12 protein-coding genes are annotated in these 13,994 nt (G+C 54.2%); 8 read left to right on the top strand and 4 right to left on the bottom strand.

Annotated elements, in window-relative coordinates; translation table 11 throughout:
• Nucleotides 1–6: 6 nt before the first annotated feature.
• Together fruK and fruB are read right to left on the bottom strand one after the other, a co-directional pair.
• Complete coding sequence (fruK, locus tag E3U32_RS04835) at nucleotides 7–945, bottom strand: 1-phosphofructokinase (RefSeq protein ID WP_047346570.1); 939 nt, start codon at nucleotides 943–945, stop codon at nucleotides 7–9.
• Nucleotides 945–2,075 (bottom strand): fused PTS fructose transporter subunit IIA/HPr protein, encoded by a 1,131-nt coding sequence (gene fruB / locus E3U32_RS04830; RefSeq protein ID WP_134348073.1) that lies wholly within the window; start codon nucleotides 2,073–2,075, stop codon nucleotides 945–947. Before fruB ends, fruK begins: the two co-directional genes overlap by 1 nt.
• 362 nt (nucleotides 2,076–2,437) lie before the next feature.
• Between fruB and setB the strand changes: the two genes are divergently transcribed.
• Nucleotides 2,438–3,619 carry a sugar efflux transporter SetB gene (setB, locus tag E3U32_RS04825; protein WP_134347846.1) on the top strand — a complete coding sequence of 394 codons (1,182 nt, stop codon included), beginning with the start codon at nucleotides 2,438–2,440 and terminating at the stop codon, nucleotides 3,617–3,619.
• On the opposite strand, the gene E3U32_RS04820 is transcribed toward setB, so the two are convergent.
• Nucleotides 3,616–3,870 carry a YkgJ family cysteine cluster protein gene (locus E3U32_RS04820; RefSeq protein ID WP_023312483.1) on the bottom strand — a complete coding sequence of 85 codons (255 nt, stop codon included), beginning with the start codon at nucleotides 3,868–3,870 and terminating at the stop codon, nucleotides 3,616–3,618. The two genes, setB and E3U32_RS04820, sit on opposite strands and share 4 nt — an antisense overlap.
• A 164-nt stretch (nucleotides 3,871–4,034) precedes the next feature.
• On the opposite strand from E3U32_RS04820, the gene yeiP reads away from it, so the two are divergent.
• Nucleotides 4,035–4,607 carry an elongation factor P-like protein YeiP gene (gene yeiP, locus E3U32_RS04815; protein WP_008500940.1) on the top strand — a complete coding sequence of 191 codons (573 nt, stop codon included), beginning with the start codon at nucleotides 4,035–4,037 and terminating at the stop codon, nucleotides 4,605–4,607.
• Nucleotides 4,608–4,724: 117 nt separating this feature from the next.
• On the opposite strand, the gene uxuA is transcribed toward yeiP, so the two are convergent.
• Nucleotides 4,725–5,915 carry a mannonate dehydratase gene (gene uxuA, locus E3U32_RS04810; RefSeq protein ID WP_134347845.1) on the bottom strand — a complete coding sequence of 397 codons (1,191 nt, stop codon included), beginning with the start codon at nucleotides 5,913–5,915 and terminating at the stop codon, nucleotides 4,725–4,727.
• 205 nt (nucleotides 5,916–6,120) lie between these two features.
• On the opposite strand from uxuA, the gene E3U32_RS04805 reads away from it, so the two are divergent.
• The 6 genes from E3U32_RS04805 (at nucleotide 6,121) to E3U32_RS04780 (ending at nucleotide 13,994) form a co-directional block, all read left to right on the top strand.
• A complete protein-coding gene (locus tag E3U32_RS04805) occupies nucleotides 6,121–7,587 on the top strand; it encodes a mannitol dehydrogenase family protein (protein ID WP_134347844.1) in 1,467 nt (488 codons plus the stop codon).
• A 124-nt stretch (nucleotides 7,588–7,711) separates the two neighbouring features.
• Nucleotides 7,712–8,698, top strand: coding sequence for a CobW family GTP-binding protein (locus tag E3U32_RS04800; protein WP_134347843.1), 987 nt, complete (start codon nucleotides 7,712–7,714; stop codon nucleotides 8,696–8,698).
• Nucleotides 8,699–8,731: 33 nt separating this feature from the next.
• The gene (locus tag E3U32_RS04795) at nucleotides 8,732–9,433 is read left to right on the top strand and encodes a phosphatase PAP2 family protein (RefSeq protein WP_166790902.1); all 702 of its coding nucleotides are present in this window, start codon (nucleotides 8,732–8,734) and stop codon (nucleotides 9,431–9,433) included.
• Nucleotides 9,434–9,860: 427 nt separating this feature from the next.
• Complete coding sequence (gene mepS, locus E3U32_RS04790; protein ID WP_047346578.1) at nucleotides 9,861–10,430, top strand: bifunctional murein DD-endopeptidase/murein LD-carboxypeptidase; 570 nt, start codon at nucleotides 9,861–9,863, stop codon at nucleotides 10,428–10,430.
• Between the two features lie 127 nt (nucleotides 10,431–10,557).
• The gene (locus tag E3U32_RS04785) at nucleotides 10,558–12,114 is read left to right on the top strand and encodes a cyclic di-GMP phosphodiesterase (protein ID WP_134347841.1); all 1,557 of its coding nucleotides are present in this window, start codon (nucleotides 10,558–10,560) and stop codon (nucleotides 12,112–12,114) included.
• A 74-nt stretch (nucleotides 12,115–12,188) separates the two neighbouring features.
• Nucleotides 12,189–13,994, top strand: coding sequence for an extracellular solute-binding protein (locus E3U32_RS04780; RefSeq protein WP_134347840.1), 1,806 nt, complete (start codon nucleotides 12,189–12,191; stop codon nucleotides 13,992–13,994).

Here is a 13,994-nt window from a genome sequence, read left to right as displayed (position 1 = left end):
CTGCTGTTAGTTAAAAGGTTTTAAGTCAACGCGCGCCATCATCGCGGCTAACTGGGTACGATCGGTAATTCCGACATTGCTCTGGCTTACGGCCAGGGCAGCAACGGCGGTGGCAAGACGTAAAGTATGTTCACTGGATTCACGCATCAGCAGACCATAAATCAGGCCGCCAACCATGGAATCCCCTGCGCCAACGGTACTGACAACGTCAACCGACGGCGGTTTGGCGATCCATTCGCCAGACGCGTTAACCCACAACGCGCCTTCTGCACCAAGAGAGATAACCACGTGAGCGATACCCTGCTCGCGCAGCGCATGGGCAGCGTCAATCACATCTTTTAATTCTGGCAGCTTACGGCCCGCCCAGATCTCCAGCTCGCGGCGATTCGGCTTCACCAGCCATGGAGAGGCTTTCAGACCCGCAACCAGCGCGTCGCGGCTGCTGTCAAAAATAATGCACGGGCACTGGCTGCGCAGGCGCGTCATCCAGTCGGTAAACGCTTCCGGGCTCACGCCGGACGGCAGGCTGCCGCTAACGCAGACCATGTCAAACTGACCAAGCCAGGTCAGCGAGTCGTTCACAAAACGTTCCCAGTCAGACGGCGTCACTTCGAAGCCAGAGAAGTTCAGATCGGTCACTTCACCGTCTTTCTCCGTCAGCTTAACGTTGATACGGGTACGGCCCTGAACAATCTGAAAACGGTTAGCTATGCCCAGCTCGCTGAACAGCTGCTGGAAACCATCCTGGTTGTCTTTACCGAGGAAACCGCCTACCGTGACATCGATACCGAGATCCTTGAGCACTTTCGCGACGTTAATCCCTTTGCCCGCGGCATGCAGGCCAGTGGTACGCACGAGATTGACTTCGCCGCGCTCAATTTCCGGGCAAAATCCCACCAGGTCATAAGCCGGGTTCAGCGTAATAGTCGCAACACGTCTGCTCATTATGCGCCCTCCCCCAGACCCGCTGCGATGGCGTCGCCAATCGCTTTCAGCGCCTGTTCAGCATCCGCACCCTGCGCGGTGAAACGCAGACGGTGGCCTTTCTTCACGCCCAGCGCGACAACTTTCATCAGACTACGGCCGTTGGCCGGTTTGCCCGTGCCATCAAGATTCGCCACGGTGATCTCACTCTCGAATTGTTTAATGGTATTCACCAGCATGGTGCCAGGACGGGCATGCAGGCCGTGTTCGTTGCGCACAACGAACTCCGCAGTCTGCACGTCATCCGTCAGCACATCATCACTGGTCAGCAGTGCCAGCACGGTGGAGGCATCAGCGTTCAGCAGTTTTTCAGCTTTGTTGTTCAGCAGCAGGTCGCCCAGACGCTTCAGCACGGAAACCGGCTGTTCATCGTTCATCGCCACGGTCACCAGAATGGCTGCTGGCTCGCCTTCTACGTCAAACGCATTGGCCGCGCGGCTCACGGCGATAGCACTGCGCAGGTTGCCTTCAGCACTGTCGTTCAGCCAGATACCCTGACCCAGATTCAACGGCTTATCGTTGATCGCGCGGGTGACAAAGGTGGCATCTGCCGCGCCGGCTTCTTTCAGACGACCTGCGTTCAGCGCCTGCAGCGTCACCAGATCGGAGGCAGCCACGTCCAGCGTCAGCGTTTCATTATCAAGTTTCAGCGCTTCACTCTGTTTTTCGCCCATCAGCAAGGCGCGCAGCTCTTCCGCTGTCGTGGCGGACTTAAGCTGTTCAGCTACCGCGTCATCACTCAGGACATGCGTCAGCTGACGCAGCAGGCCTAAGTGTTCGTCGCTGCTGGCCGCGATACCAATAGCCACGTAAGCCACCTGACCGTCACCCCAGAGCACGCCCTGCGGGAACTGATAAACCTTAACGCCGGTTTTCAGCACCTGATCGCGGGTGTCGGTTGTGCCGTGCGGAATGGCAATGCCATTGCCGAGGAAGGTTGAGGTCTGCTGCTCGCGGGCCAGCATGCCGTTTACATAGCCGTCCGCGACGTTGCCCGCCTGCACAAGCGCAGCGGCAACCTGGCGAATAGCCTCTTCTTTATCCCCGGCCTGAGCGCCCGGGTGGATATCCTGAACAGATAACTGGAACATGGTTCTCCACTCCTGCTGAACTTGAATCGTTTCAGCTTTAATGAGAAAAAATGCGCTAGCCTGCTCCGTTTGTAAAAACAAGATAGCGCTGAAACGTTTCAAAAAGTCTTGCGCTTTCTGCAATACCTTGCAAGTAAACTCGTATTTCTGATGTCAGAATTTAGAGATACAGCACATTTCTTCTTCGTTGAGCTGAATTTTGCTGAAGTTCAGCAAATCAGTTTCAGCTAAGGTCAGCCAGACTGTTCATAAGTTGAAATGCCATTTTGATTTTTCGTGGCATCATTGACCGCACCCACTGTTTATTTTTTAGCTGACGGCGTAAACTCCGCCTCCTCTCTGCTACTCGCTAATTATAAAACATGCATAACACCCCTGCGGCCGCCTCGCCGAAGCCCTTTGATTTGACCTCTGCGGCATTCCTGGTTGTTGCCTTTTTCACAGGCATTGCCGGTGCGTTACAGACGCCGACGCTGAGTTTATTTCTGACAAATGAGGTCCACGCCCGTCCGGCCATGGTTGGCTTCTTTTTTACCGGAAGCGCCATCATCGGCATCCTGGTCAGTCAGTTTCTGGCGGGGCGATCCGACAGAAAAGGCGATCGTAAGAGCCTGATCGTTTTCTGCTGTCTGCTGGGTGTAATGGCCTGCGTTCTGTTTGCCTGGAACCGCAACTACTTCATTCTGCTCTTCGTTGGGGTATTTCTGAGCAGCTTTGGCTCGACGGCGAACCCGCAGATGTTCGCCCTTGCCCGCGAACACGCCGACCATACCGGGCGTGAAGCGGTGATGTTCAGCTCTGTCATGCGTGCTCAGGTGTCGCTGGCATGGGTGATTGGCCCGCCGCTGGCTTACGCGCTGGCGATGGGTTTTGGCTTTACGGTGATGTACCTGAGCGCGGCTGTCGCGTTTGTGGCGTGCGGCGCGCTGGTGTGGTTCTTCCTGCCGTCCATGCGCAAAGAGCCCAAAGTGGCAACGGGTGTGCTGGAAGCGCCGCGCCGCAACCGCCGCGATGCCCTGCTCCTGTTTGTTGTCTGCACGCTGATGTGGGGCACCAACAGCCTGTATATCATCAATATGCCGCTGTTTATTATTGATGAACTGCACCTGTCGGAGAAGCTGGCGGGCATTATGATGGGCACCGCAGCCGGGCTTGAGATCCCAACTATGCTCATCGCGGGATATTACGCAAAGCGTTTCGGAAAGCGTTTTTTAATGCGCATCGCCGCCGTCGCCGGCCTGCTGTTTTATATGGGTATGTTGACGGTTCATACGCCGGGGCTGTTGCTGGCTTTACAGCTGCTGAATGCCATTTATATCGGCATTCTCGCCGGGATAGGCATGCTCTACTTTCAGGATCTGATGCCGGGTCAGGCAGGCTCAGCCACCACTCTTTATACCAATACCACCCGCGTGGGCTGGATTATCGCTGGTTCAATGGCCGGCGTTGTGGCTGAAATCTGGAACTACCACACGGTGTTCTGGATTGCGCTGGTGATGTGTACGCTGACGATTGGCTGTTTGACGCGGATTAAAGACGTTTAAGGCGCGGTGAGCGCTTCCAATTCAAGAAGGTACGTCATCGCCTGCCCGCGCGTGCTGCCACACATTTCGGCAGTGGGCTGAAGCCCGGAGCAGACCTTCGGGCGCAAAGGCGAACCAAAGATCATACACAGATTCGTTTCCGAGAGCTGTACGCAGCGGGTATTGGCAGGCTTACCCTCGGGCATTCCTGGAATGGGACTTGAAATGGACGGTGCTGTACAGCACGCGCCACAGTCTGGACGGCAATCCATAAATGCTCTCTTTCGCTGACGGACGCCCGCGTAGTCGGGCATCGCGCGCACAGTAACACCTTTTGCGTATTGATAGCAAAAGCCACGAATTCCACTTGCCTGAAAGGCCGCGCGCGAGTAATTTGGCGCGATATTTTTTACCTCCCGTAAACAGGATTACTGCAATGCCAAGAGCGAACGAAATTAAGAAAGGTATGGTGCTGAATTACAACGGCAAACTGCTGATTGTGAAAGATATCGACATTCAGGCCCCGAGCGCCCGTGGTGCAGCAACGCTGTACAAAATGCGCTTTGCCGATGTACGTACCGGCCTGAAAGTGGAAGAGCGCTTTAAAGGTGACGATATCGTCGATACCGTGACCCTGACCCGTCGCTATGTCGATTTCTCCTACATCGACGGCAACGAATACGTGTTCATGGACAAAGAAGATTACACTCCATACATCTTCACCAAAGATCAGATTGAAGAAGAGCTGCTGTTCATCCCTGAAGGCGGTATGCCTGACATGCAGGTCCTGACCTGGGACGGCGTGCTGCTGGCGCTGGAACTGCCTCAGACCGTCGATCTGGAAATTGTTGAAACGGCGCCAGGCATCAAAGGCGCGTCCGCAAGTGCGCGCAACAAACCGGCTACCCTGACGACCGGCCTGGTTGTGCAGGTTCCGGAATATCTCTCTGCTGGCGAGAAAATCCGCATCCATATCGAAGAAAAACGCTATATGGGTCGCGCTGACTGATTGCGGCATTTGTCGGGTGGCGGATTCGCCTTACCCGACCTACAAAAACACAAAAACCGGCTCTCAGGCCGGTTTTTTTGTAGGCCCGGTAAGCGTAGCGCCACCGGGCAACAGAGCTTACAGAAGCTCCGGATACTTCGTCATCTTCAGCGCCAGCTCAACGCCGCGCACTTCCGCCATCCCTTTAAGACGGCCAATCGCCGAATAGCCCGGGTTAGTTTTCTTACGCAGATCGTCCAGCATCTGGTGTCCGTGATCGGGGCGGAATGGAATAGGACGCACATCGCCCGCCTGCTTACGACGCGCCTCTTCCGCCAGAATAGCGTCCACCACCGCGACCATATTCACATCACCGCCCAGGTGCGCCGCCTCGTGGAAGGTTTTCGGGTTCTCTTCACGGCAGGTCGCACGCAGATGCGTGAAGTGGATACGATCGCCGAAGGTTTCAATCATCCGTACCAGATCGTTATCCGCGCGCACGCCGTAGGAGCCGGTACACATGGTAAAGCCGTTATAGATGCTATTTACCGTCTCTTTCAGCCACTGCATATCTTCAAGGGTGGAAACGATACGCGGCAAACCCAGGATAGGACGCGGTGGATCGTCCGGGTGCACGGCCAGGCGTACGCCCGCCTCTTCAGCGACCGGCACGATAGCACGCAGGAAATACGCCATATTTTCACGCAGCTGGTGCTTATCAATATCGCCGTATTCCGCCAGACGCGCGCGGAACTGATCCAGCGTATAACCCTCTTCAGCACCCGGCAGGCCAGCAATAATATTACGGGCCAGTTTTTCGATGTCTGCGTCACTGGCGGCGTTAAACCACGCTAGCGCCTGCTGCTGCTCTTCTGCGGTGTAATCCGCTTCGGCGTCAGGACGTTTAAGAATGTGCAGTTCGAATGCCGCAAAGGCAATCTGATCGAAACGCAGCGCTTTTGAACCGTCCGGCATCTGATATTCAAGATCGGTCCGCGTCCAGTCCAGAATGGGCATGAAGTTATAGCAGACTGTATCAATGCCGCAGGCCGCCAGGTTGCGAATGCTCTGCTGGTAGTTAGCAATCCAGGTCTGGTACTCCCCTGAATGGGTTTTGATATCTTCATGAACCGGAATACTTTCCACCACAGACCAGGTTAATCCCTTCTCTGCCAGCAGCGCCTGACGCTGTTGAATTTCCTCAACCGGCCATACCTGACCGTTAGGAATATGATGCAGCGCCGTGACGACACCCGTTGCGCCAGCCTGACGCACATCATCAAGAGAAACCGGATCGTTCGGCCCGTACCAACGCCAGGTTTGTTCCATTGCCTCACCCTCTTAAGTTGTTATACCAATATGCGTTACTGCAATGACGACTACCATACATGTTTGCCGCTAAGGGTCAACATACCGCCACACATTGATTGATCAAACTCACAGAACGGGGATATTTACGGCTCACCAATTTTATTTGCTGTCATATAACTTTACACTGGCATTGTTAATTAATGGTTAATCAGGTGTGTATTTCATGAAGACAATTGCCTCCACCTCGCTTCCTGCCCACGTTCAGCAACCTCGCTACGATCGCGCGCAATTACGCTCCCGCATCGTCCATTTTGGCTTTGGCGCATTTCACCGCGCGCACCAGGCATTGTTAACAAACCGCGTGCTGAATGAAAAAGGCGGCGACTGGGGTATTTGTGAGATTAGCCTTTTCAGCGGCGATGTGCTGATGAGTCAGCTGCGCGCGCAGGATCATCTGTTTACCGTGCTGGAGAAAGGCGCTGAAGGTAATCAGCCGATCATCATTGGTGCCGTCCATGAATGCCTGAACGCAAAGCTGGACTCTCTGTCGGCGATTATTGAGAAGTTTTGTGAGCCTCAGGTCGCTATTGTGTCGCTCACCATCACGGAGAAAGGCTATTGCATCGATCCCGCCACCGGTAAACTTGATCTGCACAACGCGCGGATCGTCCACGACCTTGAAAACCCCTCCGCGCCGCATTCCGCTCCAGGGATCCTGGTCGAAGCGCTCCACCGTCGCCGCGAGCGCGGCTTGCCCGCATTTACCGTGCTTTCCTGCGACAATATCCCTGATAACGGGCACGTGGTAAAAAATGCGGTGCTGGGCATGGCGCAGAAACGTTCCGCAGCGCTGTCAGAATGGATTGATAACCATGTGAGTTTCCCGGGAACGATGGTCGACAGGATTGTTCCCGCCGCGACTGAAGCCTCGCTGGCGGAAATCACCGAAGCGCTCGGCGTTGAAGATCCGTGCGCCATCAGCTGCGAACCGTTTATTCAGTGGGTAGTGGAAGATAACTTTGTCGCCGGCCGTCCGGCGTGGGAAGCTGCAGGTGTCCAGATGGTGCAGGATGTTCTGCCGTGGGAGCAGATGAAATTACGCATGCTCAACGGCAGCCACTCTTTCCTGGCGTATCTGGGATACCTCGCGGGCTACGCGCATATCAATGAATGCATGGAGGACGCTGCATTCCGTGCTGCCGCCCGGCGGCTCATGCTGGATGAACAGGCTCCCACATTACGTATTAAGGATGTCGACCTCACCGCATATGCCGATAGCCTGCTCGAACGCTTTGCCAACCCGGCGCTACAGCATCGTACGTGGCAAATCGCAATGGACGGTAGCCAGAAGCTTCCGCAAAGAATGCTGGATGGGATCCGCGTTCATCTTGAGCGAAAAACGCCATGGCCGCTGCTGGCCCTGGGCGTGGCCGGCTGGCTACGCTACGTCAGCGGTACCGATGACCGTGGCAATGCGATTGATGTTCGCGATCCCCTCAGCGATAAAATCCGCGCGATGGTCACCGCCAGCAGCGAGGATGACCGCGTCAACGCGCTGCTGGGGCTGAGCGAGGTCTTTGGACACGATCTCGCGCAAAATAGCGTTTTTATTGAGGCTGTCAGCGAGGCCTGGCAGCGCATTACCCGCCATGGCGCACGCCAGGCTGTTATCGAAACGTTAAATATTTAACGATTATTGCGCTTAACGCGAACGGATGAGGCCTCCGTTCGCCCTTCCCCTTCTCACAGGTCACGTTTTTCGCCAGGATAGAGAGAACAGAGTTATAGCATCACACTTCTCTTGCGGAGCACACGTGACCAAAACCAACCTCATCACCGGTTTTCTCGGCAGCGGTAAAACCACCTCCATTCTCCACCTGCTGGCGAATAAAGATCCGGCCGAGAAATGGGCCGTGCTGGTCAATGAATTTGGCGAGGTGGGCATTGATGGCGCATTGCTGTCCTCCAGCGGCGCGATGATTAAAGAGATCCCAGGCGGATGCATGTGCTGCGTCAATGGCCTGCCGATGCAGGTGGGGCTCAATACGCTGCTGCGTCAGGGCAAACCCGACCGACTTCTGATTGAACCCACCGGGCTGGGTCACCCAAAGCAGATTCTCGATTTACTGACCGCCCCGGTTTATGAGCCGTGGATCGATCTGCGCGCCACCCTGTGCCTGCTCGATCCTCGTCAGCTTCTGGATGACAAAGCGGTGGCCAACGAGAACTTCCGCGATCAGCTCGCCTCAGCAGACGTTATCGTTGCCAACAAAGAAGATCGCGCCACGGCTGAAAGCCAGGCCGCGCTGGACGCGTGGTGGCAGCATTTCGGCGGCAATCGCACGCGGGTGCAGACCACGCAGGGAAAAATTGACACTGCCCTGCTTGACCTTCCCCGTCTGAACCTCACCGAGCTACCTGCCAGCGCGGATCATGCGCACAGTCATCCGGTTAAGCAGGGTCTGGCTGCCCTGAGTCTGCCAGAGCACCAGCGCTGGCGTCGTAATCTGAACAGCGGTCAGGGATATCAGGCCTGCGGATGGATTTTTGATGCTGAAACCGTTTTCGACACCATCGGGATCCTGGAGTGGGCCCGACTTGCGCCCGTCGATCGCGTGAAAGGGATCATGCGCACGCCGGACGGGCTGGTGCGGATCAACCGCCAGGGCGAGGATTTCTTTATTGAAACGCAAAATGTGGCACCACCGGACAGCCGTATAGAGTTAATTAGTGCGGTTAACGCCGACTGGAATGCCCTGCAGTCCAGCCTGTTGAGTATTCGTTTAAGTTCGGGCGGCTAACGTTGCCCCAGTTTTCACTCTATGCAGAACGTTATGACAACTCGATTTTCCCTGATATTACTGCTTAATGTCGCCGGTCTGGCGCTTTTCTTCTCCTGGTATATCCCGGCGAGTCATGGTTTCTGGTTCCCGCTGGATTCTGCCATTTTTCACTTCTTCAACCAGGAGCTGGTGAAGAGCAACGCGTTCCTGTGGCTGGTGGCTATCACCAACAACCGTGCCTTTGACGGCTTCTCACTGCTGGCCATGGGCTGCCTGATGCTCTCTTTCTGGCTGAAAGACGATAAAACCGGACGCCGGCGTATTCTGATTATCGGTCTGGTGATGCTGCTGTTTGCGGTGATAATTAACCAGCTGGCCACCGCGATTATTCCGGTTAAGCGTTCAAGTCCAACGCTATTCTTCACCGATATTTATCGCGTCAGCGAGTTGCTGCATATTCCTACAAAAGATGCGTCGAAGGACAGTTTCCCGGGCGATCACGGTATGATGCTGCTTATTTTTTCCGCAATTATGCTTCGCTATTTCGGCAGAAAAGCCTTTGCGATAGCCCTGATTATTTTTGTGGTTTTTGCCTTCCCGCGCGTAATGATTGGCGCACACTGGTTCACCGATATTGCCGTCGGCTCGCTCTCCGTTGCGCTGATTGCGCTGCCGTGGTGTCTGATGACTCCCCTGAGCGACAGGATAATAGCCCTCTTCGATCGCTATCTTCCCGGCAAAACGCAACAATAATTAAACAAATAACTAACCAAAATTAACGTTAAGCATCATGGATCGACATGATCCCTGATGCTGCTCTCAGCGCGATCTTTCCCCACTGTCATATTCTCGTCATCATATTCATGATAAAAATGAAGCAATTGCGCGATTAAACGTCGGATCTGACTGCAATTTAAGCAATTACGGATTTTTACTTTCCGTATCACAATTTCTTATAAAAAAAAGGCTTTTTTTACTCGCAATACCCCTGGCAATCGGTTAATCTCGAACTCGTTTTGCCCCATAGAGATAATTATTTCGCTGGTGAATAATTTTGTGCGCTGTGCCACAAATGTGACCAGAAAGAATTGTCTCAATGTGAACAGATAATTAGTCTCGTCACGTTTGGCATTTTTATAACGATATTTGTCGTTAAGGACTTCAAGGGAAAATAAACAAAATGGTCAAATCTCAACCGTTTCTGAGATATATCTTACGGGGAATCCCGGCGATAGCAGTCGCGGTACTGTTGTCTGCATGTAGTACATCGAATACCGCAAAGAATATGCATCCTGAGACGCGTGTTGTGGGAATGGAAGATTCCTCGTCACTGCAAGCCTCTCAGGATGAATTTGAAAATATGGTACGTAATCTGGACGTGAAGTCCCGCATTATGGACCAGTATGCTAGCTGGAAAGGCGTGCGCTATCGTCTTGGTGGCAGCACAAAAACAGGTATCGATTGTTCCGGTTTTGTGCAGCGTACGTTCCGCGAGCAATTTGGGTTAGATCTTCCGCGTTCAACATATGAGCAGCAGGAGATGGGCAAGTCGATTTCGCGCACTAAACTTCGCACCGGTGACTTAGTTCTGTTCCGTGCAGGTTCCACAGGTCGACACGTTGGCATCTACATTGGTAATGACCAGTTTGTACATGCCTCCACCAGCAGCGGTGTGACCATTTCCAGCATGAACGAACCGTACTGGAAGAAGCGTTATAACGAAGCGCGCCGTGTACTGACCCGCAGTTAATATGACAATTGTATCGTTGGTTATCCCTTGGCTGGCGATACGATGAAAAAAAGCACTGCTTCGGCAGTGTTTTTTTTTGCCCATTACACTGAATACATCCAGCGGCATTTCAGGAATCACGACGTCTATGTTCACCCGCTACTTCTCCAGTAATCGCAAGATACTGATCCTCAGTATTATCACAGGCCTCATCGCCGCCCTGCTCCTGGGTTCGTTGCAATTTTTCTGGAGCTACCACAAACGAGAAGCCAAACTCGACACCCTGATCCACGATGTGAGCATCTACATGGCGAGCTATTTCGATGAGTTAAAAAACGCTATCGATACGCTCCAGCCACTCACGCTGGACAATTGCCATGACGTCAACCAGGAACTCACCTCGCGCGCCGCCTTTAGCATTAACGTTCGCGCATTCCTGCTGGTCAGAAACAAAATGGCGTTCTGCTCGTCTGCCACAGGCCCGATGAATGCCCCGATGGAGGAGCTGATACCTGAGCTGCACGTCAACAAACAGATCGATATGGCATTGCTTCCAGGTACACCCATGCTGCCCAATAAGCCCGCGATTGCCATCTGGTACCGTAACCCCTTAGTGAAGGATGGCGGTGTGTTCACCTCGGTGAATATCAATCTGACCCCTTACCTGCTCTATACCGCGCGCCAGGATGAATTCACGGGCATCGCCATCATCATTGGCGATCATGCGTTGTCAACGCGGTCCAGCACGCTGGTCAATGCGCACGACTTACATGAAATCCCGGCCCGCACCGCGACGCTGAAAGACGTCCCCCTGACCATTAAGCTGTATGCGGATGCATGGACCAGCGATGAAATTCTCTACGCCCTGTTCTTCGGGCTGGTCTGCGGGATTTGTGCCGGATCGCTCAACTACTATATCCTCAACATACGGTTGAATCCGGGCAAAGAGATTTTAAGCGCCATTAAGCGCGGTCAGTTTTACGTGGTCTATCAGCCCGTCGTTGATTCCACATCGCTCAGGATGACCGGGCTCGAAGTACTGATGCGCTGGAAACACCCGACAATGGGGGAAATTCCGCCGGACGCGTTTATCAATTTTGCCGAAGCGCAGAAGCTGATTGTCCCGCTGACGCTGCATCTCTTTGATCTTATTATTCGCGATGCCCCCGTGTTACAAACACTGTTACCCCCGGGGGCAAAAGTGGGCATCAACATTGCGCCGGGGCATCTGCATGCGGAAAGCTTCAAAGACGATATGCGCACCTTCAAAGCCCTGCTGCCGCCGGATTACTTCCAGATCGTGCTGGAAATCACCGAGCGCGACATGCTTAACCATCGGGAAGCCAATAGCCTCTTCGAATGGCTGCACAACGAAGGCTTTGAGATAGCCATAGATGATTTTGGTACTGGCCACAGCGCGCTGATCTATCTTGAGCATTTCACCATGGACTACCTCAAAATCGACCGTGGTTTTGTTAATGCCATTGGCACTGAGACGGTGACGTCGCCGGTGCTGGATGCCGTACTGACGCTGGCAAGACGACTGAATATGTCGACCGTTGCCGAAGGGGTGGAAACGCCGGAACAGGCCGCCTGGCTACGCGAACACGGCGTTAATTACCTGCAAGGATACTGGATTAGCCGCCCGATGCCGCTGGAGCAGTTCCGCAACTGGCGGCCTGACGTTTCACCCGACGGTGAATAATTTCACATTGCCCGTGACGTCACTTATTATTCAGCTTAACTGAGCAGGTCTGTAAAAGAGGGAGCCGCCGCGTGATGTTTATGCGCTTCATGTTGCTGATGTTGGCATTAACGAGCCTGTCCAGCCAGGCGCAAACCATCAAAGAAAATATCGCCTTCGCGGTAATTGGCGAGCCGAAATACGCGGTTAATTTTACGCACTTCGATTACGTCAACCCTGCCGCACCAAAGGGCGGAAAGGTCACGCTTTCCGCCACGGGAACCTTCGATAACTTCAACCGCTTCGCCCTGCGCGGCGTGGCGGCGGCGCGAACGGAATCGCTCTACGATACTCTCTTTGTCACGTCTGATGATGAACCCGGCAGCTACTATCCACTCATTGCCGATAACGTGCGCTACGCGGATAACTTCGCCTGGGCCGAAATCTCGCTGAACCCACGGGCACGTTTTCATGACGGTACGCCGGTTAAGGCCAGCGACGTCGCATTCACCTTCCATAAATTCATGACAGAAGGCGTTCCCCAGTTCCGCATCGTCTATAAAGGCGCGTCGGTCAGAGCCATTGCGCCGCTCACCGTGCGCATTGAGCTGAGCGAACCGAACAAAGAGAATATGCTCAGTCTGTTCTCGCTGCCCGTGATGCCGGAATCGTTCTGGAAAAATCATAAGCTAAGCGACCCGCTCTCAACCCCACCGCTGGCAGGCGGCCCCTATCGCATTACCGACTGGCGCATGGGGCAGTATGTGGTCTATTCCCGCGTCAAAGACTACTGGGCGGCCAACCTGCCGGTAAACCGCGGACGCTGGAATTTCGACACCCTTCGCTATGATTACTACCTTGACGATAACGTGGCGTTTGAAGCCTTCAAAGCCGGAGCCTTTGATTTACGCGTCGAGAGCAGCGCCAAAAACTGGGCGACCCGCTATATCGGTAAAAATTTCGCCAAAGGCTATATCGTCAAAGACGAACATAAAAATGAATCGGCCCAGGACACCCGCTGGCTGGCGTTTAATATTCAGCGTCCGGTATTTAATGACCGCCGGGTACGGGAAGCCATTTCCCTGGCCTTTGATTTTGAATGGATGAACAAAGCCCTGTTTTACGGCGCGTACAGCCGCGCCAACAGCTATTTTCAAAATACCGAGTACGCCGCCCGTGATTATCCGAAAGCCGACGAACTGGTTCTGCTGGCGCCACTGAAAGCGGAAATTCCGCCGCAGGTTTTCACCACCGTGTTTCAGCCACCCGCGTCGAACGGTGACGGTTACGATCGCGACAACCTGCTGAAAGCCAGCAAGCTGCTGGATGACGCGGGCTGGCACCTGAAGAATCAAAAGCGCGTTGATGCCAAAACGGGTAAGCCCCTCAGCTTTGAGCTGCTGCTCTCGTCCGGAGGCAACGATCAGTGGGTACTGCCGTTTAAGCACAACCTTGAGCGGCTGGGCGTGACCATGAACATTCGTCAGGTTGATAACGCGCAAATCACCAGCCGCATGCGCAGCCGTGATTACGATATGATGCAGCGCCTGTGGCCCGCGCAGCCGTGGCCCAGTTCGGACCTGCAAATTTCCTGGGCCTCCAGCTACATCGACTCTTCATACAATGCGCCAGGGGTCAAAAGCCCGGCGATTGACGCGCTGATTGCGAAAATTGTGGCGGCCCAGGGGGATAAAGAAAAGCTCGTGCCGCTTGGGCGCGCCCTCGACAGAGTCTTAACCTGGAACTACTACATGCTGCCGATGTGGTATATGGGGGAAGATCGCCTTGCGCGCTGGGACAAGTTCTCCGTGCCTGCCTTGCGCCCTGTCTATTCCCTGGGATTTGATACCTGGTGGTATGACGTTAACAAAGCCGCCAGACTTCCCGCTGAGCGGCGATAA

The sequence above is a fragment of the Lelliottia nimipressuralis genome, from assembly GCF_004402045.1.
GTDB classification, from domain to species: Bacteria; Pseudomonadota; Gammaproteobacteria; order Enterobacterales; family Enterobacteriaceae; genus Enterobacter; species Enterobacter chinensis.
Note: the sequence above shows the minus strand (reverse complement) of the source record. Positions and strands in the feature narration are given on the sequence as shown.

Coding starts and splice junctions, on each gene's coding strand:
- setB (WP_134347846.1), top strand. CDS start 2,438: ATGCATAACACCCCTGCGGCCGCCTCGCCGAAGCCCTTTGATTTGACC.
- E3U32_RS04820 (WP_023312483.1), bottom strand. CDS start 3,870: ATGGATTGCCGTCCAGACTGTGGCGCGTGCTGTACAGCACCGTCCATT.
- E3U32_RS04785 (WP_134347841.1), top strand. CDS start 10,558: ATGTTCACCCGCTACTTCTCCAGTAATCGCAAGATACTGATCCTCAGT.
- mepS (WP_047346578.1), top strand. CDS start 9,861: ATGGTCAAATCTCAACCGTTTCTGAGATATATCTTACGGGGAATCCCG.
- fruK (WP_047346570.1), bottom strand. CDS start 945: ATGAGCAGACGTGTTGCGACTATTACGCTGAACCCGGCTTATGACCTG.
- uxuA (WP_134347845.1), bottom strand. CDS start 5,915: ATGGAACAAACCTGGCGTTGGTACGGGCCGAACGATCCGGTTTCTCTT.
- fruB (WP_134348073.1), bottom strand. CDS start 2,075: ATGTTCCAGTTATCTGTTCAGGATATCCACCCGGGCGCTCAGGCCGGG.
- E3U32_RS04780 (WP_134347840.1), top strand. CDS start 12,189: ATGTTTATGCGCTTCATGTTGCTGATGTTGGCATTAACGAGCCTGTCC.
- E3U32_RS04795 (WP_166790902.1), top strand. CDS start 8,732: ATGACAACTCGATTTTCCCTGATATTACTGCTTAATGTCGCCGGTCTG.
- yeiP (WP_008500940.1), top strand. CDS start 4,035: ATGCCAAGAGCGAACGAAATTAAGAAAGGTATGGTGCTGAATTACAAC.
- E3U32_RS04805 (WP_134347844.1), top strand. CDS start 6,121: ATGAAGACAATTGCCTCCACCTCGCTTCCTGCCCACGTTCAGCAACCT.